The organism is Streptomyces sp. NPDC001606 (assembly GCF_053596835.1).
On sequence record NZ_JBSFHC010000011.1, the window covers coordinates 188,387 to 212,284 of the forward strand.

Genomic DNA, 23,898 nt, shown 5'->3' on the forward strand with positions numbered 1-23,898 from the left:
GCTACTCCACCGTCACCGACTTCGCCAGGTTCCGCGGCTGGTCCACGTCGTTGCCCCGCGCCGTGGCCAGCTCGCAGGCGAAGACCTGGAGCGGCACCGTGGCCACCAGCGGCTGGAGCAGCGTCGGCGTGACCGGGATGCGGATCAGGTGGTCGGCGTACGGGACCACCGCCTCGTCGCCCTCCTCCGCGATGACGATCGTGCGCGCACCCCGCGCCCTGATCTCCTGGATATTGGAGACGATCTTGTCGTGCAGGACCGAGCGGCCGCGCGGGGACGGTACGACGACCACCACCGGCAGGTCCTCCTCGATCAGCGCGATCGGGCCGTGCTTCAGCTCGCCCGCCGCGAAGCCCTCGGCGTGCATATAGGCGAGTTCCTTGAGCTTCAGGGCGCCTTCCAGGGCGACCGGGTAGCCCACGTGCCGGCCCAGGAAGAGGACCGTGTCCTTGTCGGCGAGGGTGCGGGCCAGCGCCCGTACCGGCTCCATCGTCTCCAGGACCCGGTCGACCTCCTCCGAGATGCGCGAGAGGTCCCTGATCACGGCCTGGATCTCGTCGCCCCACTTGGTGCCGCGCACCTGGCCCAGATAGAGGGCCACCAGATAGCAGGCGACCAGCTGGGTCAGGAACGCCTTGGTCGAGGCGACCGCCACCTCCGGACCGGCGTGCGTGTACAGCACCGCGTCCGACTCGCGCGGGATCGTCGAGCCGTTGGTGTTGCAGATGGCCAGCACCTTCGAGCCCTGCTCGCGGGCGTGCCGCAGCGCCATCAGGGTGTCCATGGTCTCGCCGGACTGGGAGATCGCGATCACCAGCGAGCGGCTGTCCAGGATCGGGTCCCGGTAGCGGAACTCGCTGGCCAGCTCCACCTCGCAGGGGATCCGCGTCCAGTGCTCGATGGCGTACTTGGCGATCAGGCCGGAGTGGAAGGCCGTACCGCAGGCGACGATGACGACCTTGTCGATCTCGCGCAGCTCGGAGGGGCTGATCCGCACCTCGTCCAACGTCAGCGAGCCGGACGGGTCGATCCGGCCGAGCAACGTGTCGGCGACCGCCTTGGGCTGCTCGGCGATCTCCTTGAGCATGAAGTAGTCGTAGCCGCCCTTCTCCGCCGCCGACGCGTCCCAGTCCACGTGGTAGGAGCGGACCTCCGCCGGGCGGCCGTCGAACCCGGTGACCGTCACACCGTCGCGGCGCAGCTCCACCACCTGGTCCTGGCCCAGCTCGATCGCCGAGCGCGTATGGGCGATGAACGCGGCGACGTCGGAGGCCAGGAACGCCTCGCCCTCGCCGACGCCCACCACCAGCGGCGAGTTGCGGCGCGCGCCGACCACCACGTCCGGCTCGTCCGCGTGCACCGCGACCAGCGTGAACGCGCCCTCCAGCCGCCGGCACACCAGCCGCATCGCCTCCGCCAGGTCGGCGCAGGAGGAGAACTCCTCGGCGAGCAGGTGGGCGACCACCTCGGTGTCGGTCTCGGAGTTCAGCTCATGGCCCCGCTCGGCCAGTTCGGCGCGCAGCACCGCGAAGTTCTCGATGATGCCGTTGTGGACGACGGCGACCCGGCCCGCGTTGTCCAGGTGCGGATGGGCGTTGGAGTCGGTGGGGCCGCCGTGGGTGGCCCACCGGGTGTGGCCGATGCCCGTCGAGCCCGTCGGCAGCGGCCGGTCGACCAGCTCCTTCTCCAGGTTGACCAGCTTCCCCGCCTTCTTGCCCGCGGCCAGCCCGCCGTCGGCCAGCACGGCGACGCCCGCCGAGTCGTACCCCCGGTACTCCAGCCGCTTCAGCCCGGCCATCACGACATCGAGCGCCGACTGCGATCCCACGTATCCCACGATTCCGCACATGCGCCGCAGCCTACGGTCCGCACGGCGCAGGAAACCGCTTCCGCGTGCCCGAATTCGGAAATTCCCACCGCCATACGAGCGCTCCGGCAGGCGTGACGGACCCCACCTCCCGCGCCGTACAAACTCCGTTAACAATGGAATGTGATCTCACCGGTCTCCTCGATGCCCCGGAGCGCCCACCGGCACAGGCCGGAGGCGACTCCCTACGTCGACCTCACCCGCGCCGAGTGGAGCGCGCTGCGTGACAAGACGCCGCTCCCCCTCACCGCCGAGGAGGTGGAACGGCTGCGGGGCCTGGGCGATGTGATCGACCTGGAGGAGGTGCGGGACATCTACCTCCCGCTCTCGCGCCTGCTCAATCTCTACGTCGGCGCCACCGACGGCCTCAGAGGCGCGCTGAACACCTTCCTCGGCGAGCAGGGCTCGCAGTCCGGCACCCCGTTCGTCATAGGGATCGCCGGCTCCGTGGCCTGCGGCAAGTCGACCGTCGCCCGGCTCCTCCAGGCGCTGCTGTCCCGCTGGCCGGAGCACCCGCGCGTGGAGCGGGTCACCACCGACGGCTTCCTGCTGCCGACCAAGGAGCTCCAGGCCCGCGGCCTGATGTCGCGGAAAGGTTTCCCCGAGTCCTACGACCGCCGCGCCCTGACCCGGTTCGTCGCCGACATCAAGGCCGGCAAGGACGAGGTCACCGCCCCCGTCTACTCGCACCTGATCTACGACATCGTGCCGGGCGAGAAGCTCGTCGTGCGCCGCCCCGACATCCTGATCGTCGAGGGCCTCAACGTCCTCCAGCCCGCCCTGCCCGGCAAGGACGGCCGCACCCGGGTCGGTCTCGCCGACTACTTCGACTTCAGCGTGTACGTCGACGCGGCCGCCGACGACGTCGAGCGCTGGTACCTCAACCGCTTCCGGAAGCTGCGCCAGACCGCCTTCCAGGACCCCAACTCGTACTTCCGCAAGTACACCCAGGTGTCCGAGGAGGAGGCCCTCGACTACGCCCGCACCCAGTGGCGGACGATCAACAAGCCCAACCTGGTCGAGAACATCGCCCCCACCCGCGGCCGCGCCACCCTGGTCGTCCGCAAGGGCCCCGACCACAAGGTGCAGCGGCTGAGGCTGCGCAAGCTGTAGTCCACAGGGTTGGATGGGCGCCATGCTGCATCTGCGCCTGATCACCCCCTACGACACAACGGACGAGGTGGTGCGGCTGATCGAGAAGACGGTCGGCACCGCCCACCTCGTCGTCCTGCCGGGAGCCGCCCGCAATCCCGTCGGCGACGTGGTGCTCTGCGACGTCGCCCGCGAGGCCGGCGACGAACTCCTCACCGAGCTGCGCCGCCTGGAGCTGGACCGCATCGGCTCCATCGCGGTGGAGAACATCGACCTGTCGCTGTCCCGCCGGGCCGACAAGGCGGAGCAGGAGGCGCCGGGCGAGGGCGCGGACGCCGTGCTGTGGGAGGGGCTGACGGATGCCACGCACGAGGAGTCCACGCTCTCCGTCACCTACGTCGCGTTCCTGGCCGTGGCCACCATGCTCGCCGCCTGCGGTGTGATGCTGGACAACGCGATCCTGATCGTGGGCGCGATGGCGGTCGGCCCGGAGTTCGGTCCGCTCGCGGGCATCTCCACGGCCCTGGTACAGCGGGCCCCGGCCCTGGTGGCGCGGTCGCTGTGGGCGCTACTGGCCGGATTCGCCGCCGCGATGGTGCTGACGGCGGGCTTCAGCTGGCTGATGGACCAGCTGGGCTACTTCGACCGCTCCATGGTGGAGGCGGCCCGCCCGAACACCGGGTTCATCTGGAAACCGGACGCGATGTCCTTCGTCGTGGCCTTCCTGGCCGGCATCGCCGGAACCCTGTCCCTCACGTCCGCGAAGTCCGGTGCGCTGATCGGCGTGGCGATCTCGGTGACCACGGTTCCGGCGGCGGCGAACGCGGCGGTGGCCCTCAGCTACACCGACTACTCCCAGACCTGGGGCTCGACCTGGCAGCTCCTCGCCAACCTCGGCGGCATCGTACTGGCCGGCACCCTCACGCTGCTGGCCCAGAAGTGGTTCTGGGCCAGGCAGCGGGCACGTACCGCGAAGGCCGGGAGCTTCTCGTAGTGCAGCGCGCGGTCCGGGCCGATGCGGCCACCGGGCCGTCACTGCCCACCGAGTCACTCCATGCCGGCTAGCCCAGCGCCGACTTCACCGCGTCGGCCAGCCGGCCGGCGACCGAGCGGGCCTGCTCGATGTCCGCGGCCTCGACCATCACCCGCACCAGCGGCTCGGTCCCCGAGGGACGCAGCAGCACCCGGCCGGTGTGGCCCAGGTCCCGCTCGGCCTCGGCGACGGCGGCGGCCAGGTCGCCGGACGTCTTCACCCGCGACTTGTCCACGTCCGGCACATTGATGAGCACCTGCGGCAGCCGCTCCATCACCGACGCCAGCTCGCGCAGCGACCGCCCGGTCTCCGCGACCCGCGCCGCCAGCAGCAGCCCGGTCAGCGTGCCGTCACCGGTCGTCGCGTGATCGAGGATGATCACGTGCCCGGACTGCTCACCGCCGAGCGCGTACCCGTGCTCCTTCATCTCCTCGAGCACATAGCGGTCGCCCACCGCCGTCTGCACCAGCTGGATCCCGGCCCGCTCCATCGCCAGCTTGAAGCCCAGGTTGGACATCACCGTGGCCACGACCGTGTCGCTGCGCAGCGCCGACCGCTCCCGCATCGCCAGCGCCAGTACGGCGAGGATCTGGTCGCCGTCCACCTCGGCGCCGGTGTGGTCCACGGCCAGGCACCGGTCGGCGTCACCGTCGTGCGCGACCCCGAAGTCCGCGCCGTGCTCCACGACCGCGGCCTTCAGCCGGTCCAGATGGGTCGAACCGTAACCGTCGTTGATGTTGAGCCCGTCCGGCTCGGCGCCGATCGTCACGACCTGGGCACCGGCCCGCGCGAACACCTCCGGCGAGACCCCCGAGGCCGCGCCGTGCGCTTCGTCCAGGACGATCTTGAGTCCGTCGAGCCGGTTGGGCAGCACCGACAGCAGATGGCCGACGTACTGCTCGAAACCCTCGTCGTAGGACCGGATGCGGCCCACCCCGGCGCCCGTCGGGCGCTCCCAGGGCTCACCGTGGCGGTGCGACTCGTAGACCGCCTCGATCCGGTCCTCCAGCTCGTCGGCGAGTTTGTGGCCGCCGCGGGCGAAGAACTTGATGCCGTTGTCCGGCATGGCGTTGTGGCTGGCGGACAGCATCACGCCCAGGTCTGCGCCGAGCGCGCCGGTCAGGTACGCGACCGCCGGGGTCGGCAGCACGCCGACCGTCAGGACGTCGACGCCCGCGCTCGCCAGGCCGGCGACCACGGCCGCCTCCAGGAACTCCCCGGACGCCCGCGGGTCCCGTCCGACCACGGCTTTCGGCTTGTGGCCCGCGAAGGTGCCCGCCTCGGCCAGCACATGCGCCGCGGCGACGGAGAGGCCGAGCGCCATCTCGGCCGTCAGATCCGCGTTGGCGACACCGCGCACGCCGTCCGTGCCGAAGAGTCGTCCCACTTGTCCTCCATCCGATCACACAAGCCGGTCACACAAGCCTCTGAGCGCCTGAACGTCTTGTGTCGTTATACGCCCTTGGCTTGGATAAACGAACGCCCCGACGGCACAAGTGGCGTGCCGCCGGGGCGTTCGGAGTACGCAGGGGCCGAAGCCCGTACACGTACGAGCAGGCAGCGAAGCTTAGCGCTTGCTGTACTGCGGAGCCTTGCGGGCCTTCTTCAGACCGGCCTTCTTGCGCTCGACCGCACGGTCGTCGCGCTTCAGGAAGCCGGCCTTCTTCAGCGGGCCGCGGTTGTTGTCGACGTCGGCCTCGTTCAGCGCACGGGCGACACCGAGACGGAGCGCACCGGCCTGACCGGAGACACCGCCACCCGCGATGCGGGCGATGACGTCGTAGCGGCCCTCCAGCTCGAGCACCTTGAAGGGCTCGTTGACTTCCTGCTGGTGCACCTTGTTCGGGAAGTAGTCCTCGAGGGTGCGGCCGTTGATCTTCCACTTGCCGGTGCCCGGAACGATCCGGACGCGGGCAATGGCGTTCTTACGGCGGCCCAGGCCGGCGGCCGGCTGGGGCTCACCGAAGCGCGAGGCGAGGGACTCGGAGGTGTACTCACCCTCCACCGGAACCTCGGACTCGGTGGTGTAGCTGTCGATGTCAAGCTCTTCGAGCGGCTGCTCGGCAGTGGTCTCGGCCACGATTCTCCTCAGATTCTCTTCAGTCTTAGGGGGTGGCCGGACTTACTGCGCGACCTGGGTGATCTCGAACGGCACCGGCTGCTGGGCAGCGTGCGGGTGCTGGTCACCCTTGTAGACCTTCAGCTTCGAGAGCATCTGACGGCCCAGGGAGTTCTTGGGGAGCATGCCCTTGACGGCCTTCTCGATCGCCTTCTCAGGGTTCTTGTCGAGAAGCTCGTCGTAGCGGACGGAACGCAGACCACCCGGGTAACCGGAGTGGCGGTACGCCATCTTCTGGGTCCGCTTGTTGCCGGACAGGTGCACCTTGTCGGCGTTGATGATGATGACGAAGTCACCAGCGTCGACGTGCGGCGCGTAGATCGGCTTGTGCTTGCCCCGGAGGAGGGTCGCAGCAGTGGTGGCGAGACGGCCCAGGACGACGTCCTGAGCGTCGATGACGTGCCACTGGCGCGTCACATCGCCGGGCTTGGGGCTGTACGTACGCACGGTTCGTAGCCTTCGCTTCGAGTGAATGGTCCTGAACAGGTCACCGAAACGATCACGACAGCCTTGACCGCACTGCGGTGACGCAAACCGCGTGCTGGTCGCTGGTCATCGGCCCGGTGGACCGGTGTAAGGGCCCGTCCCGTGAGAATGAGCAAGCCAATACACAACGAAGAAGCAGGTTACCTGGCTGGCCCCGGACGGGTCAAAACGAGGCAGGCCGTACGACGGACCCCGCACCACACGCCCCCCGTCTAAGATGCGCCCCATGAGTTACGGGCAGGGGGGACCCCAGTCTCAGTGGGATCCCTGGAAACCTCAATCCCAGCAGCCGTGGAACAGCGGCGGCGACGACGGGACTCCCGACTGGGCCGCGCTGGCGGAGGCCTCGGAGACCCGCACCAAACGCCGCAAGGTGCTGTTCATAGCCGGCGGCGCGCTCGCCACGGTCGCCATCGGCGCCGCCGTGGCCATGGCCGTCGTCAACGCCAACAAGCACGACGACCCGGTGGCCGGCCCCACAGGCGGCCCCCATGGAGGCTCACTGCCCAGCGGCTCGGCCACCCCCTCCTTCGCGCCCACCAGCGCCCCGCCGCCACTGGACCCGAAGGAGTTCATCTCCAGCGCCAAGAAGGACACCGCCCCGCTCAGCGCCGACACCCTCTTCCCGGGCACCCGGCTGACCGAGAACGGGACGGTGTACAAGAAGGGCCTCACGGCCGACACCACCCGCTGCACCACGGCCGCCGGCGGCACCCTGCCCAAGATCCTCACCGCCAACGGCTGCACCCGGCTGCTCCGCGCCACCTACACCGACGGCTCCGGCATCGCGGTCACCGTCGGCGTCGCCGTCTTCGACGACCAGGCACAGGCCACCAAGGTCAACAAGCAGGCCACCAAGAACGCCATGGTCCGCTCCCTGCCCGGCAAGGGGGTCAAGGACTTCTGCGACTCCGCGGTCTGCCTGACCACGACGAACGCCGTCGGCCGCTACGCCTACTTCACCACCAGCGGCTTCACCAGCGGCAAGAACGTCACGGACAAGGACACCAAGGTCTTCCGCGTCAGCAAGGACCTCCAGCAGTTCATCTTCAACCAGATCTACCGGCGCGGTCAGGCCCAGGCCTCGGCGGCCGCCAACCAGTAGGTCAGCAGCACCCCGCCGACGGCAGCGAGCGCTTGTTCCGCGCCTCCCTGCTGCGCGCCGCCAGCAGCTCGTCGGCGGGGTAGCCGACCTCCTCCAGGGTCAGCCCGTGCGGCCGTACGACATGGACGGCCGAGTCCCGTACCCCCGCGGCCAGCACCTTCCCGGGCCACTCGGGAGCCCGGTGCCCGTCCCCCACGAACAGCAGCGCGCCGATCAGCGAGCGCACCATGTTGTGGCAGAACGCGTCGGCCCGCACGGTGGCGGTGACGATCCCGTCGGCGCCCCGCTCCAGGCTCAGCTGCTGCAAGGTGCGGATGGTGGTCGCACCCTCCCGCTTCTTGCAGTACGCGGCGAAGTCGTGCTCCCCGAGCAGCGCCTGCGCGGCCTCGTTCATGGCGTCCACGTCGAGCGGCCAGTCGTGCCACAGGACATGGTTGCGCAGCAGCGGGTCCACTCCCCCGGGGTTGTCGGTCACCCGGTACGCGTACCGCCGCCAGATCGCCGAGAAGCGCGCGTTGAAGCCGCTGGGCGCCTCCCGCAGCGCCCACACCCGCACATCCTTGGGCAGCCGCCCGGCCAGCCGCTTGAGCAGCTTCTCGTGATGCTCGCGCCAGACCGCCTCGGGCAGATCGACATGCGCCACCTGGCCCCGCGCATGCACCCCGGCATCGGTCCGTCCGGCCACGGTCAGGTCGTAGTTCTCCCGGGACCGCGTGACGGTCCGCAGCGCGTCCTCGATCTCGCCCTGCACCGTCCGCTTGCCGCCGGCCTGCTTGGCCCAGCCGTGGAAGTCCGTGCCGTCGTAGGACAGGTCGAGGCGGACACGTACGAACCCGGGCTGTACTTCTTCGCTCACGTGCACATCCTCTCAAGTACGCGAAAGCGGGCCCGCCCCGTAGGGCGGACCCGCTCAGGCGTCAGGCAGAGCCTCAGGCCTCGGTGGCCTCGTCCGCGGCCGGAGCCGCGTCCTCGACCTTGGTCTCCTCGACCTTGGTCTCCTCGGCCTCCTTGACCGCACGCTTGGTGGCGGCCTCGGCCTCACCCACGGCGGTCTGCTGCACCGTCAGCGCCTCGACCAGCTCGATGACAGCCATGGGCGCGTTGTCGCCACGGCGGTTACCGATCTTGGTGATGCGGGTGTAACCACCCGGACGGTTCTCGTAACGCGGGCCGATCTCGGTGAAGAGCGTGTGGACGACGCTCTTGTCCGTGATGACCTGGAGCACCTGACGGCGGTTGTGAAGGTCGCCCTTCTTCGCCTTGGTGATCAGACGCTCGGCGTACGGGCGCAGGCGGCGGGCCTTCGCCTCGGTGGTGGTGATACGGCCGTGCTCGAAGAGGCTCTTCGCCAGGTTGGCGAGGAGCAGCTTCTCGTGCGCGGCGCTGCCGCCCAGACGGGCACCCTTGGTGGGCTTCGGCATGTTCATTCTCCTGTGTGTCTGCCCCGGCCGTGTCAGGTACCGGGGTCAGGAACCCGATGAGCGGATGCTCACCGGCAACGACCGGTCAGTACGGTCAGTACTGCTCGGTCTCCACGAAACCCGCGTCCGCGTCGTCGTCGGCGCCGAAGGCGTCGGCAGCGGCCGTGGGGTCGAATCCGGGCGGGCTGTCCTTCAGGGCGAGGCCCATGCCGGCCAGCTTCGCCTTGACCTCGTCGATGGACTTCGCACCGAAGTTGCGGATGTCCAGGAGGTCGGCCTCGGAGCGGGCGACGAGCTCACCCACGGAGTGGATGCCCTCACGCTTGAGGCAGTTGTAGGAGCGGACCGTGAGCTCCAGCTCCTCGATCGGCAGCGCGAGGTCGGCGGCCAGGGCGGCGTCCGTCGGGGACGGGCCCATGTCGATGCCCTCGGCGTCGATGTTCAGCTCGCGGGCGAGACCGAACAGCTCGACCAGGGTCTTGCCGGCGGAGGCCATGGCGTCACGCGGACGCATCGCCTGCTTGGTCTCGACGTCGACGATCAGCTTGTCGAAGTCGGTGCGCTGCTCGACACGCGTGGCCTCGACCTTGTACGTGACCTTCAGCACCGGCGAGTAGATCGAGTCGACCGGGATACGGCCGATCTCCTGGCCCGCCTGCTTGTTCTGCACGGCGGAGACGTAACCGCGGCCGCGCTCGACCGTCAGCTCCATCTCCAGCTTGCCCTTGCCGTTGAGCGTGGCGAGGACGAGGTCGGGGTTGTGCACCTCGACACCGGCCGGGGGCGCGATGTCGGCGGCGGTGACCAGACCCGGGCCCTGCTTGCGCAGGTACATCACGACCGGCTCGTCGTGCTCCGAGGAGACGACCAGCTGCTTGATGTTGAGGATCAGGTCGGTGACGTCCTCCTTGACGCCCGGCACGGTGGTGAACTCGTGCAGGACGCCGTCGATGCGGATGCTGGTGACAGCAGCGCCGGGGATCGACGACAGGAGGGTGCGGCGGAGGGAGTTGCCGAGGGTGTAGCCGAAGCCCGGCTCCAGCGGCTCGATCACGAACCGGGAGCGGAACTCGTCGACGACCTCTTCGGTCAACGAGGGACGCTGAGCGATCAGCATGTGTGGATCAGATCCTTCATTCGTGGACGCCCGCTATTTGACGTCCGACGGAAACCGCGCCCATGAAAAGCGCGGGTACTGCAAGGGTACGGGCGATACGGCCCTTTTACGGAGCCGTACCGCCCGAAAAGCCCTGAAGCAGCCGGTGCGTCAGACGCGGCGGCGCTTCGGCGGGCGGCAGCCGTTGTGCGGGGTCGGGGTGACGTCCTGGATGGAGCCGACCTCGAGGCCCGTGGCCTGGAGCGAGCGGATCGCGGTCTCACGACCGGAACCCGGGCCCTTCACGAACACGTCGACCTTGCGCATGCCGTGCTCCTGGGCGCGGCGGGCAGCCGACTCGGCGGCCATCTGCGCGGCGAACGGCGTGGACTTCCGGGAGCCCTTGAAGCCGACGTGGCCGGCGGAGGCCCAGGAGATCACGTTGCCGGACGGGTCCGTGATGGAGACGATCGTGTTGTTGAACGTGCTCTTGATGTGCGCGTGGCCGTGAGCGACGTTCTTCTTTTCCTTGCGGCGCACCTTCTTGGCAGCGCCCTGACGACCCTTGGGGGGCATCTATAACTCCTACGGGAGGTGGTCGGTCCTACAGCGAAGACCGCTGGACGGCGAGTCCGCTGCGGACTACTTCTTGCCCGGCTTCTTCTTGCCGGCGATGGCGCGACGCGGGCCCTTGCGGGTGCGGGCGTTGGTGCTGGTGCGCTGACCGCGGACCGGCAGGCCGCGACGGTGACGGAGACCCTGGTAGCAGCCGATCTCGACCTTGCGGCGGATGTCGGCCTGGATCTCGCGACGGAGGTCACCCTCGGTCTTGATGTTGTTGTCGACGTACTCGCGGATCGCGACCAGCTGCTCTTCGGTCAGGTCACGAACGCGGGTGTTCGGGTCGACGCCGGTCGCAGCCAGCGTCTCCTTCGAGAGGGTCCGGCCGATGCCGAACACGTAGGTGAGGGCGACCTCCACGCGCTTTTCGCGCGGGATGTCAACACCGGAAACGCGTGCCATTCAATGGCTCCTGGTGATTCTTCGGAGGTCTTCCGCAGAACCGGATTCCCAGCCGCCGTATCAGGTACGAACTGGGTCCCCGGCCTCCGAACCGGGGGTGTCGAGCCGTGTTCCGGCTCGGGTTCTGCGTATGAACATATTCAGCTCGCGTCGCGCGAATCTCTGCGATAGAGGTGCAGAGGGTTCAGGTCGTGCGTCAGCCCTGGCGCTGCTTGTGGCGCGGGTTCTCGCAGATGACCATGACCCGGCCGTGACGGCGGATCACCCTGCACTTGTCGCAGATCTTCTTGACGCTCGGCTTGACCTTCATTGGGTGAGGTTCTCCGGGTCAGTTGCCGGCGGCCCCGCGTCACCGCGGGACTGTGGGCAAGATCTACTTGTAGCGGTAGACGATCCGGCCACGCGTCAGGTCGTACGGAGACAGCTCCACCACGACCCGGTCGTCAGGGAGGATGCGGATGTAGTGCATACGCATCTTGCCGCTGATGTGTGCCAGGACCTGGTGGCCGTTCTGGAGCTCGACCTTGAACATGGCGTTCGGCAGAGACTCGACGACAGTGCCCTCGATCTCGATGGCACCTTGCTTCTTGGCCACGCTTCGCCCTTCGAATCGACTACCTTGATCGACTTTTGTCCCACTCCCACGCACGAAGGCATGAGGGTGCACAAGAGCCGACGAGTCAGTCTACGTCGGCACCCCGAGAAAGGCGAATCGAGAAAGTCTGCCCTACCCGGGAGATCACTAAGCGAGCGGATGTTCCCTAAGCCAGCGGGTCCGGTGCCGCCGTGACGCCGTACTCCGCCAGCTTCGCCTTGCCGCCGTCGGGAGCGGTCAGGACCAGGGGGCCTTCGTCGGTCAGGGCGACGGAGTGTTCCCAGTGGGAGGACCAGGTGCCGTCGGTCGTGATGACCGTCCAGTCGTCCTCGAGGACCTCGGTGCGCGGGGTGCCGAGGGAGACCATCGGCTCGATCGCGAGGCAGAAGCCGGAGACCAGCTTGGGGCCCTTGCCGCGGCGCCGGTCGACGTAGTTCAGCAGATGCGGGTCCATGTGCATCTCGGTGCCGATGCCGTGGCCGCCGTAGTCCTCGATGATGCCGTAGCGGCCGCCGCCCGGCTTGGGCTGGCGGCGGATGTAGGTCTCGATGGCCCGGGAGATGTCGACCAGGCGGTTGCCCTGCTTCATCGCCGCGATGCCGGCCCACATCGACTCCTCGGTGACGCGGGACAGCTCGACCAGCTCCGGGGCGTGGCCCGAGCCGACGAAGGCCGTGTACGCGGCGTCACCGTGCCAGCCGTCGACGATCGCGCCGCAGTCGATGGAGATGATGTCGCCGTCCTTCAGGACTACCTCGTCGGACGGGATGCCGTGCACCACCACGTCGTTCACCGAGGTGCAGATGGTCGCCGGGAAGCCGCCGTACCCGAGGAAGTTCGACTTCGCGCCGTGCTCGGCGAGCACCTTGCGGGCGACCTCGTCCAGGTCCTTGGTGGTGGCGCCGGGCACCGCAGCCTCGCGGGTGGCCGCGTGGATGGCGGCGACGACCAGACCCGCCGCACGCATCTTGGCGATCTGCTCGGGCGTCTTGATCTGCACCATGGGGGCCTGCGCTCTCCGTCACTCACGTCGACTGGGTTACGTACACGAACACGTACGCACACAACACTACGGCCGCGGCGCCCGGGAGGGCACCGCGGCCGGAAGGACCGCGAACTGCTAGTGCTGGGCCTTCTCGCGCTTGAGCGCCTCCAGCGCCCGCTGCGTGATCTCGTCCACCGGGCCCAGGGAGGAGATCGTGACGACCAGGCCCTGCGCCTTGTAGTAGTCGATGATCGGCTCGGTCTGCGTGTGGTAGACCTCCAGCCGCGTGCGGACCGTCTCCTCGGAGTCGTCGTCACGCTGGTACAGCTCGCCGCCGCAGACGTCGCAGACGCCCTCCTGCTTCGGCTTGCTGTACGTCACGTGGAAGACGTGCGAGGAGTCGTTGCGGCAGATGCGCCGGCCGGCGATCCGCTTGACGACCTCGTCCTCGGGGACCTCCAGGTCCAGCACCGCGTCCAGCGTGATGCCCTCGGTGCGGAGCAGCTCGTCCAGCGCCTCGGCCTGCTGCACGTTCCGCGGGAAGCCGTCCAGCAGGAAGCCGCCCTCGGCGTCCGGCTGCTCCATGCGGTCCTTGGCCATCGCGATGGTGACCTCGTCCGGGACCAGCTCACCCTTGTCCATGTAGGACTTGGCCAGCTTGCCCAGCTCGGTCTGCTGGCTGATGTTGGCCCGGAACAGGTCTCCCGTGGAGATGTGCGGGATGGCCAGCTTCTCGGCGAGACGGACGGCTTGCGTTCCCTTACCGGCGCCCGGCGGCCCGACGAGGACGATACGCATCAGCGGAGGAACCCTTCGTAATTGCGCTGCTGGAGCTGGCTCTCGATCTGCTTCACCGTCTCAAGACCCACACCCACGATGATCAGGATGCTGGTCCCGCCGAAGGGGAAGTTCTGGCTCGCCCCGAAGCCAACCAACGCCATCGTCGGTACGAGAGCGATCAGTCCCAGATACAGCGAACCCGGCCAGGTGATCCGGTTGAGCACGTAGCTCAGGTACTCAGCGGTCGGTCGGCCAGCCCGGATGCCCGGGATGAAGCCACCATACTTCTTCATGTTGTCGGCGACTTCCTCGGGGTTGAAGGAGATCGCCACATAGAAGAACGCGAAGAAAACGATGAGCAAGAAGTACAAAGTGATGTAAATCGGGTGGTCGCCCTTGGTGAGGTTCGTCTGGATCCATTGCTTCCAGTTCGAATTGCCCCCCGCGAACTGCGCCACGAGCGCCGGGATGTAGAGCAGCGAGGAGGCGAAGATGACGGGAATCACACCCGCCTGGTTCACCTTGAGCGGGATGTACGTGGACGTACCACCGTAGGAGCGACGGCCGATCATGCGCTTCGCGTACTGGACCGGGACACGGCGCTGGGCCTGCTCGACGAAGACCACCAGCGCGACCATGACCAGGCCGACCAGGATGACCGTGCCGAACTCGATCCAGCCGCCGGCCAGGGTGCCCTGCTTCTTGATGGCCCACAGCGCGGACGGGAAGGTCGCGGCGATCGAGATGAACATCAGGATCGACATGCCGTTGCCGATGCCGCGGTCGGTGATCAGCTCACCGAGCCACATCACCACGGCGGTGCCGGCGGTCATGCAGATGACCATGGTGATCGTCGTGAAGATCGCCTGGTCCGGGACGATGCTCGTGGCGACCGAGCAGCCGTTGAAGAGCGCGCCGCTGCGGGCGGTGGCGACCAGGCCGGTGCCCTGAAGGATCGCGAGGGCGACCGTCAGGTACCGGGTGTACTGCGTGATCTTCGCCGTACCGGCCTGGCCCTCCTTCTTCAGGGCTTCCAGACGCGGGATGACCACGGTCAGCAGCTGAAGAATGATGCTGGCCGTGATGTACGGCATGATGCCGAGCGCGAAGACCGTGATCTGGAGCAGGGCGCCACCACTGAACATGTTCACAAGGCCGAACAGGCCCTGGTTGCCCTGTGCCTCGGTCACGCACTGCTGGACGGCCTTGTAGTTGACGCCGGGGATCGGGATGTGGGTACCGACCCGGTAGACCACGATGATGGCCAGCGTGAAGAGCAGCTTCTTGCGCAGGTCGGGCGTCCTGAACGCCCGGGCGAACGCGGTGAGCACGGTGCCTCCTGCGACCCCCGCGCAACTGCGTCAAGGGTGACGGTCTGAGGTTCGACGAATACGAAGAAAGAACAGTGCAGGCCACCTTACCGGCGACACTGCCCCCCTAGGAACGACCGACCGGGGATACCTCATTGTGAGGTATCCCCGGTCGGGTTCGTTTACGTCATCAAGCCGACGCCTGAGGGTGTCAGACGAGCTCGGTGACCGTGCCGCCGGCGGCGGTGATCTTCTCCTTGGCGGAACCGGAGACGGCGTCGACCGTCACCTGGAGCGCCACGGAGACCTCGCCCTGGCCGAGGACCTTGACGAGGCTGTTCTTGCGAACGGCACCCTTGGCCACCAGACCCTCGACGGTGACCTCGCCACCCTCGGGGTAGAGCGCGGCCAGCTTGTCGAGGTTCACGACCTGGTACTCGGTCTTGAACGGGTTCTTGAAGCCCTTCAGCTTCGGGAGGCGCATGTGGAGCGGCATCTGGCCACCCTCGAAGCGCTCCGGAACCTGGTAGCGGGCCTTGGTGCCCTTGGTACCACGACCGGCCGTCTTACCCTTCGACGCCTCACCACGACCCACACGGGTCTTGGCGGTCTTGGCGCCCGGGGCGGGACGGAGGTTGTGGATCTTCAGCGGGTTCTGCTCCGCCATGATCAGTCGACCTCCTCGACCGTCACGAGGTGGCGGACGGTGTGCACCATGCCGCGGAACTCGGGGCGGTCCTCCTTGACGACCTGCGTGTTGATGCCCTTGAGACCAAGGGACCGCAGGGTGTCGCGGTGGTTCTGCTTGCTGCCGATGTAGGACTTGACCTGCGTGATCTTGAGCTGCGCCATGATTACGCACCCGCCCCGGCACGCGCACGCAGCAGAGCCGCGGGAGCGACGTCCTCGAGCGGCAGACCACGGCGGGCCGCGATCTCCTCGGGACGCTGCAGACCCTTCAGGGCCTCCACGGTCGCGTGCACGATGTTGATGGCGTTGTCGGAGCCGAGCGACTTCGACAGCACGTCGTGGATACCGGCGCACTCGAGCACGGCACGCACCGGACCACCGGCGATAACACCGGTACCCGGGGACGCGGGCTTGAGCAGCACGACGCCGGCAGCCTTCTCACCCTGGATCGGGTGCGGGATGGTGCCCTGGATGCGGGGGACCTTGAAGAAGTGCTTCTTGGCCTCCTCAACACCCTTGGCGATGGCGGCCGGCACCTCCTTGGCCTTGCCGTATCCGACACCCACGGTGCCGTCACCGTCGCCCACCACGACCAGCGCGGTGAAGCTGAAGCGACGACCACCCTTCACAACCTTGGCGACGCGGTTGATCGCGACGACGCGCTCAACGTACGCGGTCTTCTCGGCGGCAGCAGCGCCGCCGTCACGGCCCTTCCGGTCCCGCCGCTCGCCGCCACCGGCACCGCTGCCGCGGCGCTGGGGTCCAGCCATTGGATTACCTCTCTCTTTCCGCTAGCTACAAGCGGCTCAGAACTTGAGCCCGGCCTCGCGGGCGGCGTCCGCCAGGGCGGCGATGCGCCCGGCGTACTGGTTGCCACCACGGTCGAACACGACGGCCTCGACACCGGCGGCCTTGGCGCGCTCGGCGACCAGGGCGCCGACCTGCTTGGCCTGCGCGGACTTGTCGCCCTCGCCACCGCGGATCGAGCTGTCCAGCGTGGACGCCGACGCCAGGGTGTGGCCCTTGAGGTCGTCGATCACCTGCGCCACGATGTGGCGGTTGGAGCGGGTCACGACCAGACGGGGACGCTCCGCGGTACCCGAGATCCGCTTGCGGATCCGGATGTGACGGCGCTTGATCGCGGCGCGCTTGTAGGCGTCACCCTTGAGGATCTTCTGCCCGTATGCCATGGCTTACTTACCCGCCTTTCCGACCTTGCGGCGGATGACTTCGCCCTCGTACTTGACACCCTTGGCCTTGTACGGGTCGGGCTTGCGCAGCTTGCGGATGTTGGCCGCAACCTCGCCGACCTTCTGCTTGTCGATGCCCTCGACCTGGAAGCGGGTCGGGGTCTCCACCTTGAAGGTGATGCCCTCGGGCGCCTCGACGGTGATCGGGTGGCTGTAGCCGAGCGCGAACTCGAGGTTCGAGCCCTTGGCGGTCACGCGGTAACCGACACCACTGATCTCGAGCTTCTTCACGTAACCCTGGGTCACGCCGGTGATCATGTTCGCCACCAGCGTGCGGGACAGGCCGTGGAGGGCCTTGTTCTGACGCTCGTCGTTGGGGCGGGTCACCTGGAGGGTGCCGTCCTCGTTCTTGACGATCTCGATCGGCGCCACGACGGTGTGAGTCAGCGTGCCCTTGGGCCCCTTGACCGAAACCGTGCTGCCGTCGATGGTGACGTCCACGCCGGCGGGAACCGCGATGGGGAGCTTGCCGATACGCGACATAGCTGTTTCCTCCGTTCCCTTCTGCTACCAGACGTAGGCGAGGACTTCCCCGCCCACGCCCTTCTTGCCGGCCTGCTTGTCGGTGAGGAGCCCGTGCGACGTGGAGATGATCGCCACGCCGAGGCCGCCCAGCACCTTGGGCAGGTTGGTGGACTTCGCGTACACCCGGAGACCGGGCTTGGAGATCCGCTTGATGCCCGCGATGGAGCGCTCACGGTTCGGGCCGAACTTCAGCTCGAGGGTGAGGTTCTTGCCCACCTCGGCGTCCTCGACGCGCCAGCCCGTGATGAAGCCCTCCTGCTGGAGGATCTCCGCGATGTGAGACTTGATCTTGGAAGCCGGCATCGTCACGGTGTCGTGGTACGCCGAGTTCGCGTTCCGCAGACGCGTCAGCATGTCTGCGATCGGATCAGTCATGGTCATGAATTGGCCTGTGGCCTTTCTCGCCGGGGTTTCCTATATGCGCCATCCCTCTCCCCGTACTTCGAAGACGGGACGGGTGCGGCGCGGGGACCTACGGCGTAGTAAGTCGTTCAGGGCGGCAGAGGCCCAACCCTCCTAGCCTAAGCCATGAGGGGTGGCACCTCTGCCGTCCCGGTTGCTTACCGAGAGGTCCAGGAATCCCTAAAAAGCAGGGATTACCAGGAGCTCTTGGTCACGCCCGGCAGCTCGCCACGGTGAGCCATCTCACGAAGGCACACGCGGCAGAGGCCGAACTTGCGGTAGACGGAGTGCGGACGGCCGCAGCGCTGGCAGCGCGTGTAGCCACGCACACCGAACTTGGGCTTGCGAGCAGCCTTAGCGATCAGAGCCTTCTTCGCCATCTCGCTCACGCCTCCTTGAACGGGAAGCCGAGGTGACGAAGGAGCGCACGGCCCTCAGCGTCGTTGGTCGCCGTGGTGACCACGGTGATGTCCATACCCCGGACGCGGTCGATCTTGTCCTGGTCGATCTCGTGGAACATGACCTGCTCCGTGAGACCGAAGGTGTAGTTGCCACGGCCGTCGAACTGCTTGGGGGACAGGCCGCGGAAGTCGCGGATGCGCGGCAGCGCGAGCGACAGGGTGCGGTCCAGGAACTCCCACATGCGGTCGCCACGGAGCGTGACGTGGGCACCGATCGGCTGCCCCTCGCGCAGCTTGAACTGCGCGATGGACTTGCGGGCCTTGGTGACGGCCGGCTTCTGACCGGTGATGGTGGTCAGGTCGCGGATCGCGCCCTCGATCAGCTTCGAGTCACGGGCGGCGTCGCCGACACCCATGTTGACCACGATCTTGACGAGGCCGGGAACCTGCATGACGTTCTCGTACTTGAACTCGTCACGCAGCTTGCCCGCGATCTCCTCGCGGTACTTCTGCTTCAGACGCGGAGTGGTGGTGGTAGCCATCAGATGTCCTCACCCGTCCGCTTGGCAACGCGGATCTTGTTGCCCTCTTCGTCGAAGCGGTAGCCGACACGCGTGACGACCTTCTTGCCGTCCTGCTCCACGACCAGCTGGACGTTGGAGACGTGGATCGGCGCCTCGGTCGTAACGATGCCACCGGCCTGCGAACCGCGAGCGGTCGGACCGGCCTTGGTGTGCTTCTTGACCCGGTTGACACCCTCGACCAGGACACGCTCCTCGCGCGGGTAAGCGGCAATGACCTTGCCCTGCTTGCCCTTGTCCTTACCGGTGATGACCTGGACCAGGTCGCCCTTCTTGATCTTCATGCTTACAGCACCTCCGGCGCGAGCGAGATGATCTTCATGAACTTCTTCTCGCGCAGCTCACGGCCGACCGGGCCGAAGATGCGGGTGCCGCGAGGGTCGCCGTCGTTCTTCAGAATGACGGCGGCGTTCTCGTCGAAGCGGATGTACGAGCCGTCCGGACGGCGGCGCTCCTTGACGGTGCGAACGATGACCGCCTTGACGACGTCACCCTTCTTCACGTTGCCACCGGGGATCGCGTCCTTGACGGTGGCGACGATGACGTCACCGATGCCCGCGTAGCGGCGACCGGAGCCACCGAGCACACGGATGCAAAGGATCTCCTTCGCACCAGTGTTGTCGGCGACGCGCAGTCGCGACTCCTGCTGGATCACGTCTATCTCCTGATTGTCTGCCGGTTCCCGGCAGGGGCCCTGCTAGGAGCCCCTGCCGAGCCTGGCGGAACTGACCTGCGGGTTTTCCCCGCAGGAATTACTTGGCCTTCTCGAGGATCTCGACGACGCGCCAGCGCTTCGTCGCGGACAGCGGCCGGGTCTCCATCAGGAGGACGCGGTCGCCGACGCCCGCAGCGTTCTGCTCGTCGTGCGCCTTGAGCTTGTTCGTACGGCGGATGACCTTGCCGTACAGCGCGTGCTTCACGCGGTCCTCGACGGCGACGACGACGGTCTTGTCCATCTTGTCGCTGACGACGAGACCCTCACGGGTCTTGCGGAAGCCGCGGGCCTCTGCGTTCTCAGTCACGTTGCTCTCGCTCATGCGTTCTCCACCGTTTCGATGCCCAGCTCACGCTCGCGCATCAGGGTGTAGATCCGCGCGATGTCCTTACGGACGGCCTTCAGCCGACCGTGGTTTTCGAGCTGACCCGTGGCCGCCTGGAAGCGGAGGTTGAACAGCTCTTCCTTGGCCTCGCGGAGCTTCGCCAGAAGCTCCTCGTTGCCCAGCTCGCGCAGCTCGGACGCCTTGGTACCGGCCGACATCACGCTTCACCTGCCTCGCGCTTGACGATCCGGCACTTCATCGGCAGCTTGTGGGCCGCACGAGTCAGCGCCTCACGGGCGATCTTCTCGTTGGGGTACGACAGCTCGAACATCACACGTCCGGGCTTGACGTTGGCGATCCACCACTCCGGAGAACCCTTACCGGAACCCATGCGGGTCTCGGCAGGCTTCTTGGTGAGGGGACGGTCCGGGTAGATGTTGATCCAGACCTTGCCGCCACGCTTGATGTGGCGGGTCATCGCGATACGAGCCGCCTCGATCTGGCGGTTCGTCACGTAGGCCGGGGTCAGCGCCTGGATGCCGTACTCGCCGAACGCAACCTGCGTGCCACCCTTGGACATACCGTTGCGCTTCGGGTGGTGCTGCTTGCGGTGCTTGACCCTACGGGGGATCAGCATGACGGTCAGGCCTCCGTTCCGGTGCTCTCAGCCGGAGCGGCAGCGGGAGCCTCGGCCTTGGGGGCCTCGGCGCCGGCAGCCTGCTGCGGCTTACGACCACGCCGCTCGCCACCGCGGCCACCACGGGCCGGGCGGTCGGCGCCACCGCGGGCCGGGCGGTTACCCGCACGGGCGGCAGCGTTCTCGGCGCGGACCTCGGCGATGTTCTTGACGTCGCCCTTGTAGATCCAGACCTTCACACCGATGCGGCCGAAGGTCGTCTTGGCCTCGAAGAAGCCGTAGTCCACGTTCGCGCGGAGCGTGTGCAGGGGCACACGGCCCTCGCGGTAGAACTCCGAGCGGGACATCTCGGCGCCGCCGAGGCGGCCACCGCACTGGATCTTGATGCCCTTGGCGCCGGCCTTCATCGCCGACTGCATGCTCTTACGCATGGCACGGCGGAAGGAGACGCGGGAGGACAGCTGCTCGGCGACGGCCTGGGCCACCAGCTGAGCGTCCGTCTCCGGGTTCTTGACCTCGAGGATGTTCAGCTGGACCTGCTTGCCGGTCAGCTTCTCCAGGTCACCGCGGATGCGGTCGGCCTCGGCGCCGCGGCGGCCGATGACGATGCCCGGGCGAGCGGTGTGGATGTCCACCCGGACGCGGTCACGGGTGCGCTCGATCTCAACCTTCGAGATGCCGGCGCGCTCCATGCCGGACGTCATCATCCGACGGATGGCGACGTCTTCCTTGACGTAGTCCTTGTACAGCTTGTCGGCGTACCAACGCGACTTGAAGTCGGTCGTGACACCGAGCCGGAACCCGTGCGGGTTTACCTTCTGGCCCATTACCGGGTTCCTTCCTTGCTGCTGACGACCACGGTGATGTGGCTGGTCCGCTTGCGGATCCGGTAGGCACGGCCCTGGGCACGCGGACGGAACCGCTTCAGGGTCGGGCCCTCGTCGACGTAGGCCTCGGAGACGAAGAGGCTGTCGACATCGGTGTGGTCGTAGTTGTGCGCGGCGTTGGCGATGGCGCTGTCCAGCACCTTGCCGACCGGCACGGAGGCTGCCTGCGGAGCGAATCGCAGAACAGCCTGGGCCTCCGTGGCGTCCATGCCACGGATGAGGTCCACCACACGGCGGGCCTTCATGGGCGTGACGCGGATGTACCGCGCCTGGGCCCTGGCTTCCATGGTTGTCCCTTCAGAGTTACTTACGTGTCTGAATGCGATCCGCTACTAGCGGCGCTTCGACTTCCGGTCTTCCTTGACGTGGCCCCGGAAGGTGCGAGTCGGCGAGAACTCGCCGAGCTTGTGGCCGACCATCGACTCGGTGACGAACACCGGGATGTGGGTCTTGCCGTTGTGCACCGCGATCGTGTGGCCGAGCATGGCCGGGACGATCATCGAGCGACGGGACCAGGTCTTGATGACGTTCTTGCTGCCCGCTTCGTTCTGGGCGTCCACCTTCTTGATCAGGTGGTCGTCGACGAAGGGCCCCTTCTTCAAGCTACGAGGCATCTCAACCCGTCCTTAGCGCTTCTTGTTCGTCTTGCGGCGGCGGACGATGTACTTGTTCGACGCCTTCTTGGGCGAACGAGTACGGCCTTCCTTCTTGCCCCACGGGGACACAGGGTGGCGACCACCGGAGGTCCGGCCCTCACCACCACCGTGCGGGTGGTCAACCGGGTTCATGACCACACCACGGACGGTCGGGCGAACGCCCAGCCACCGCTTACGGCCGGCCTTACCCCAGTTGATGTTGCTCTGCTCGGCGTTGCCGACCTCGCCGACGGTGGCGCGGCAGCGGACGTCGACCAGGCGGATCTCGCCGGACGGCATGCGCAGGTGGGCGTAGGCGCCCTCCTTCGCGAGCAGCTGCACGGAGGCACCGGCGGAGCGGGCGAACTTGGCACCGCCACCGGGACGGAGCTCGATCGCGTGGATCGTGGTACCGACCGGGATGTTGCGGAGGGCCAGGTTGTTGCCCGGCTTGATGTCGGCCCCGGGACCGTTCTCCACGGTGTCGCCCTGCTGGAGGTTGCGCGGGGCGAGGATGTAGCGCTTCTCGCCGTCCGCGTAGTGCAGCAGCGCGATGCGCGCGGTGCGGTTGGGGTCGTACTCGATGTGCGCGACCTTCGCCGGCACGCCGTCCTTGTCGTGACGACGGAAGTCGATCACACGGTAGGCGCGCTTGTGTCCGCCACCCTGGTGGCGAACGGTCACACGACCGGCGTTGTTACGGCCGCCCTTGCTGTGCAGGGGACGGACCAGCGACTTCTCCGGCGTGGACCGCGTGACCTCGACGAAGTCGGCAACGCTGGCGCCACGACGGCCCGGCGTAGTCGGCTTGTACTTGCGGATTCCCATTTCTCAGTCCTCGTCCGATATCGGACGATCCGGACCGCCCTTAGGCGGTCGGACCGCCGAAGATGTCGATACGGTCGCCCTCGGCGAGGGTCACGATCGCGCGCTTGCTGCCGGCACGCTGACCGAAGCCGGTCTTCGTGCGCTTGCGCTTGCCCTGGCGGTTGATCGTGTTGACCCCGGTGACCTTGACGTCGAAGACCGCCTGGACGGCCTGCTTGATCTGGGTCTTGTTGGCGTTCGGGTCGACGATGAACGTGTACTTGTTCTCGTCGAGGAGCGCGTAGCTCTTCTCCGAGACGACCGGCTTCAGCAGGACGTCACGGGGGTCCGTGTACGACTTGCTCAGCGGGGTCTCGACGGTGTTCTTGCCCTCGGTGGCGTGGCGCTTCGCCTTGGCGACGCGCGCGGCCTTGGCGGCCTTGGCCGCCTTCGAGGCGATAGCGGGGTGACGGATAGCCATCAGGCCTCGCTCCCTTCGGTGTCAGCGGCCTTGGGGCCAGACACGAAGGACTCGAACGCGGCCTGGGTGAAGACCACGTCGTCCGAGACGAGAACGTCGTACGTGTTCAGCTGGCCCGGCTCCAGGATGTGGACCTGGGGCAGGTTGCGGGCGGACAGCCACGCGGCCTCGTCGGAGCGCTCGGCGACCAGGAGCAGGTTCTTGCGCTCGCTGATCTTGCCGAACAGGCTCTTGGCGGCCTTGGTGGAGACCTGGCCCTCGACCACGCCGGAAACGACGTGGATGCGGTTGTGACGCGCCCGGTCGGTGAGGGCACCGCGCAGGGCGGCGGCCTTCATCTTCTTCGGGGTCCGCTGCGAGTAGTCACGCGGCACGGGACCGTGCACGACGCCACCACCGGCGAACTGCGGCGCGCGGGTCGAACCCTGGCGGGCGCGACCGGTGCCCTTCTGGCGGTACGGCTTCTTGCCACCACCGCGGACCTCGCCACGCGTCTTGGTCTTGTGCGTGCCCTGACGGGCAGCGGCCAGCTGCGCGACGACGACCTGGTGGATCAGCGGAACGCTGACCTTGGCGTCGAAGATCTCCGCGGGGAGCTCGACGGAACCGGCCTTCTCGCCCGCCGGCGAAAGGATGTCAACAGTGCTCAT

Annotated in this window: 36 protein-coding genes; 3 read left to right on the forward strand and 33 right to left on the reverse strand. The window is 67.5% G+C overall.

Annotated features, from left to right (window positions below):
- Position 1: 1 nt before the first annotated feature.
- Entirely contained in the window at positions 2 to 1,849 is a 1,848-nt protein-coding gene (gene glmS / locus ACWCV9_RS21365) for a glutamine--fructose-6-phosphate transaminase (isomerizing) (protein WP_450788672.1), read from the reverse strand.
- A 162-nt stretch (positions 1,850 to 2,011) separates the two neighbouring features.
- On the opposite strand from glmS, the gene coaA reads away from it, so the two are divergent.
- Together coaA and ACWCV9_RS21375 are read left to right on the forward strand one after the other, a co-directional pair.
- Positions 2,012 to 2,980 carry a type I pantothenate kinase gene (coaA, locus tag ACWCV9_RS21370; protein ID WP_385843563.1) on the forward strand — a complete coding sequence of 323 codons (969 nt, stop codon included), beginning with the start codon at positions 2,012 to 2,014 and terminating at the stop codon, positions 2,978 to 2,980.
- Positions 2,981 to 3,002: 22 nt separating this feature from the next.
- Entirely contained in the window at positions 3,003 to 3,953 is a 951-nt protein-coding gene (locus ACWCV9_RS21375; RefSeq protein ID WP_450788674.1) for a DUF389 domain-containing protein, read from the forward strand.
- 67 nt (positions 3,954 to 4,020) lie between these two features.
- On the opposite strand, the gene glmM is transcribed toward ACWCV9_RS21375, so the two are convergent.
- The 3 genes from glmM to rplM form a co-directional block, all read right to left on the reverse strand.
- Positions 4,021 to 5,379, reverse strand: coding sequence for a phosphoglucosamine mutase (gene glmM / locus ACWCV9_RS21380; protein WP_450788676.1), 1,359 nt, complete (start codon positions 5,377 to 5,379; stop codon positions 4,021 to 4,023).
- 180 nt (positions 5,380 to 5,559) lie between these two features.
- Positions 5,560 to 6,072, reverse strand: coding sequence for a 30S ribosomal protein S9 (rpsI, locus tag ACWCV9_RS21385; RefSeq protein WP_103812805.1), 513 nt, complete (start codon positions 6,070 to 6,072; stop codon positions 5,560 to 5,562).
- A gap of 42 nt (positions 6,073 to 6,114) precedes the next feature.
- Positions 6,115 to 6,558: a 50S ribosomal protein L13 gene (gene rplM / locus ACWCV9_RS21390; protein ID WP_014674395.1), complete on the reverse strand. Its 444-nt coding sequence runs from the start codon at positions 6,556 to 6,558 to the stop codon at positions 6,115 to 6,117.
- A gap of 265 nt (positions 6,559 to 6,823) precedes the next feature.
- Here rplM and ACWCV9_RS21395 point away from each other — a divergent pair, with 265 nt between their 5' ends.
- A complete protein-coding gene (locus tag ACWCV9_RS21395; RefSeq protein WP_450788678.1) occupies positions 6,824 to 7,702 on the forward strand; it encodes a hypothetical protein in 879 nt (292 codons plus the stop codon).
- A 1-nt stretch (position 7,703) separates the two neighbouring features.
- On the opposite strand, the gene truA is transcribed toward ACWCV9_RS21395, so the two are convergent.
- The 29 genes from truA to rplD form a co-directional block, all read right to left on the reverse strand.
- A complete protein-coding gene (truA, locus tag ACWCV9_RS21400) occupies positions 7,704 to 8,558 on the reverse strand; it encodes a tRNA pseudouridine(38-40) synthase TruA (protein WP_450788679.1) in 855 nt (284 codons plus the stop codon).
- A gap of 73 nt (positions 8,559 to 8,631) precedes the next feature.
- Positions 8,632 to 9,123 carry a 50S ribosomal protein L17 gene (gene rplQ, locus ACWCV9_RS21405; protein ID WP_450788681.1) on the reverse strand — a complete coding sequence of 164 codons (492 nt, stop codon included), beginning with the start codon at positions 9,121 to 9,123 and terminating at the stop codon, positions 8,632 to 8,634.
- 94 nt (positions 9,124 to 9,217) lie between these two features.
- Positions 9,218 to 10,240, reverse strand: coding sequence for a DNA-directed RNA polymerase subunit alpha (locus ACWCV9_RS21410; protein WP_024755423.1), 1,023 nt, complete (start codon positions 10,238 to 10,240; stop codon positions 9,218 to 9,220).
- A 150-nt stretch (positions 10,241 to 10,390) separates the two neighbouring features.
- Positions 10,391 to 10,795, reverse strand: coding sequence for a 30S ribosomal protein S11 (gene rpsK / locus ACWCV9_RS21415; RefSeq protein WP_003956432.1), 405 nt, complete (start codon positions 10,793 to 10,795; stop codon positions 10,391 to 10,393).
- Positions 10,796 to 10,861: 66 nt separating this feature from the next.
- A complete protein-coding gene (gene rpsM / locus ACWCV9_RS21420) occupies positions 10,862 to 11,242 on the reverse strand; it encodes a 30S ribosomal protein S13 (RefSeq protein WP_023547369.1) in 381 nt (126 codons plus the stop codon).
- A gap of 196 nt (positions 11,243 to 11,438) precedes the next feature.
- The gene (gene rpmJ / locus ACWCV9_RS21425; RefSeq protein ID WP_003998809.1) at positions 11,439 to 11,552 is read right to left on the reverse strand and encodes a 50S ribosomal protein L36; all 114 of its coding nucleotides are present in this window, start codon (positions 11,550 to 11,552) and stop codon (positions 11,439 to 11,441) included.
- 63 nt (positions 11,553 to 11,615) lie between these two features.
- Positions 11,616 to 11,837: a translation initiation factor IF-1 gene (gene infA, locus ACWCV9_RS21430; protein ID WP_003948620.1), complete on the reverse strand. Its 222-nt coding sequence runs from the start codon at positions 11,835 to 11,837 to the stop codon at positions 11,616 to 11,618.
- A gap of 166 nt (positions 11,838 to 12,003) precedes the next feature.
- Complete coding sequence (gene map, locus ACWCV9_RS21435) at positions 12,004 to 12,840, reverse strand: type I methionyl aminopeptidase (protein ID WP_450788683.1); 837 nt, start codon at positions 12,838 to 12,840, stop codon at positions 12,004 to 12,006.
- Positions 12,841 to 12,957: 117 nt separating this feature from the next.
- Positions 12,958 to 13,620 (reverse strand): adenylate kinase, encoded by a 663-nt coding sequence (locus ACWCV9_RS21440; protein WP_450788685.1) that lies wholly within the window; start codon positions 13,618 to 13,620, stop codon positions 12,958 to 12,960.
- Entirely contained in the window at positions 13,620 to 14,933 is a 1,314-nt protein-coding gene (gene secY / locus ACWCV9_RS21445) for a preprotein translocase subunit SecY (protein ID WP_385843356.1), read from the reverse strand. Before secY ends, ACWCV9_RS21440 begins: the two co-directional genes overlap by 1 nt.
- A gap of 190 nt (positions 14,934 to 15,123) precedes the next feature.
- Positions 15,124 to 15,579, reverse strand: a complete 456-nt coding sequence (rplO, locus tag ACWCV9_RS21450; RefSeq protein WP_030745257.1) for a 50S ribosomal protein L15 — start codon at positions 15,577 to 15,579, stop codon at positions 15,124 to 15,126.
- Between the two features lie 2 nt (positions 15,580 to 15,581).
- The gene (gene rpmD, locus ACWCV9_RS21455; protein ID WP_003974250.1) at positions 15,582 to 15,764 is read right to left on the reverse strand and encodes a 50S ribosomal protein L30; all 183 of its coding nucleotides are present in this window, start codon (positions 15,762 to 15,764) and stop codon (positions 15,582 to 15,584) included.
- Between the two features lie 2 nt (positions 15,765 to 15,766).
- Positions 15,767 to 16,372 (reverse strand): 30S ribosomal protein S5, encoded by a 606-nt coding sequence (rpsE, locus tag ACWCV9_RS21460; protein WP_019753099.1) that lies wholly within the window; start codon positions 16,370 to 16,372, stop codon positions 15,767 to 15,769.
- Between the two features lie 36 nt (positions 16,373 to 16,408).
- Positions 16,409 to 16,792, reverse strand: coding sequence for a 50S ribosomal protein L18 (gene rplR, locus ACWCV9_RS21465; protein ID WP_028420764.1), 384 nt, complete (start codon positions 16,790 to 16,792; stop codon positions 16,409 to 16,411).
- A 3-nt stretch (positions 16,793 to 16,795) separates the two neighbouring features.
- Positions 16,796 to 17,335 (reverse strand): 50S ribosomal protein L6, encoded by a 540-nt coding sequence (rplF, locus tag ACWCV9_RS21470; protein ID WP_385843355.1) that lies wholly within the window; start codon positions 17,333 to 17,335, stop codon positions 16,796 to 16,798.
- Positions 17,336 to 17,359: 24 nt separating this feature from the next.
- Complete coding sequence (gene rpsH / locus ACWCV9_RS21475) at positions 17,360 to 17,758, reverse strand: 30S ribosomal protein S8 (RefSeq protein ID WP_100827756.1); 399 nt, start codon at positions 17,756 to 17,758, stop codon at positions 17,360 to 17,362.
- 215 nt (positions 17,759 to 17,973) lie between these two features.
- Positions 17,974 to 18,159, reverse strand: a complete 186-nt coding sequence (locus ACWCV9_RS21480) for a type Z 30S ribosomal protein S14 (protein WP_003948630.1) — start codon at positions 18,157 to 18,159, stop codon at positions 17,974 to 17,976.
- Between the two features lie 5 nt (positions 18,160 to 18,164).
- The gene (rplE, locus tag ACWCV9_RS21485) at positions 18,165 to 18,722 is read right to left on the reverse strand and encodes a 50S ribosomal protein L5 (RefSeq protein WP_019753095.1); all 558 of its coding nucleotides are present in this window, start codon (positions 18,720 to 18,722) and stop codon (positions 18,165 to 18,167) included.
- On the reverse strand, positions 18,722 to 19,045 hold the full coding sequence (rplX, locus tag ACWCV9_RS21490; RefSeq protein WP_385843354.1) for a 50S ribosomal protein L24: 324 nt from the start codon (positions 19,043 to 19,045) through the stop codon (positions 18,722 to 18,724). Before rplX ends, rplE begins: the two co-directional genes overlap by 1 nt.
- Before the next feature lie 2 nt (positions 19,046 to 19,047).
- Entirely contained in the window at positions 19,048 to 19,416 is a 369-nt protein-coding gene (gene rplN, locus ACWCV9_RS21495; protein ID WP_003998823.1) for a 50S ribosomal protein L14, read from the reverse strand.
- 97 nt (positions 19,417 to 19,513) lie between these two features.
- Entirely contained in the window at positions 19,514 to 19,798 is a 285-nt protein-coding gene (gene rpsQ / locus ACWCV9_RS21500) for a 30S ribosomal protein S17 (protein WP_385843353.1), read from the reverse strand.
- Positions 19,795 to 20,019 carry a 50S ribosomal protein L29 gene (rpmC, locus tag ACWCV9_RS21505; RefSeq protein ID WP_007494763.1) on the reverse strand — a complete coding sequence of 75 codons (225 nt, stop codon included), beginning with the start codon at positions 20,017 to 20,019 and terminating at the stop codon, positions 19,795 to 19,797. The genes rpsQ and rpmC overlap by 4 nt, the downstream gene beginning before the upstream one ends.
- Positions 20,019 to 20,438: a 50S ribosomal protein L16 gene (gene rplP / locus ACWCV9_RS21510; protein WP_009190136.1), complete on the reverse strand. Its 420-nt coding sequence runs from the start codon at positions 20,436 to 20,438 to the stop codon at positions 20,019 to 20,021. The genes rpmC and rplP overlap by 1 nt, the downstream gene beginning before the upstream one ends.
- A gap of 5 nt (positions 20,439 to 20,443) precedes the next feature.
- Positions 20,444 to 21,265, reverse strand: a complete 822-nt coding sequence (gene rpsC, locus ACWCV9_RS21515; protein WP_014674374.1) for a 30S ribosomal protein S3 — start codon at positions 21,263 to 21,265, stop codon at positions 20,444 to 20,446.
- The gene (gene rplV, locus ACWCV9_RS21520; RefSeq protein WP_030778516.1) at positions 21,265 to 21,612 is read right to left on the reverse strand and encodes a 50S ribosomal protein L22; all 348 of its coding nucleotides are present in this window, start codon (positions 21,610 to 21,612) and stop codon (positions 21,265 to 21,267) included. Before rplV ends, rpsC begins: the two co-directional genes overlap by 1 nt.
- Positions 21,613 to 21,657: 45 nt before the next feature.
- Positions 21,658 to 21,939: a 30S ribosomal protein S19 gene (rpsS, locus tag ACWCV9_RS21525; protein WP_095748093.1), complete on the reverse strand. Its 282-nt coding sequence runs from the start codon at positions 21,937 to 21,939 to the stop codon at positions 21,658 to 21,660.
- Between the two features lie 12 nt (positions 21,940 to 21,951).
- Positions 21,952 to 22,788 (reverse strand): 50S ribosomal protein L2, encoded by an 837-nt coding sequence (gene rplB / locus ACWCV9_RS21530; protein WP_030601203.1) that lies wholly within the window; start codon positions 22,786 to 22,788, stop codon positions 21,952 to 21,954.
- A gap of 40 nt (positions 22,789 to 22,828) precedes the next feature.
- A complete protein-coding gene (gene rplW / locus ACWCV9_RS21535; protein ID WP_385843352.1) occupies positions 22,829 to 23,248 on the reverse strand; it encodes a 50S ribosomal protein L23 in 420 nt (139 codons plus the stop codon).
- The gene (rplD, locus tag ACWCV9_RS21540) at positions 23,248 to 23,898 is read right to left on the reverse strand and encodes a 50S ribosomal protein L4 (protein ID WP_450788688.1); all 651 of its coding nucleotides are present in this window, start codon (positions 23,896 to 23,898) and stop codon (positions 23,248 to 23,250) included. Before rplD ends, rplW begins: the two co-directional genes overlap by 1 nt.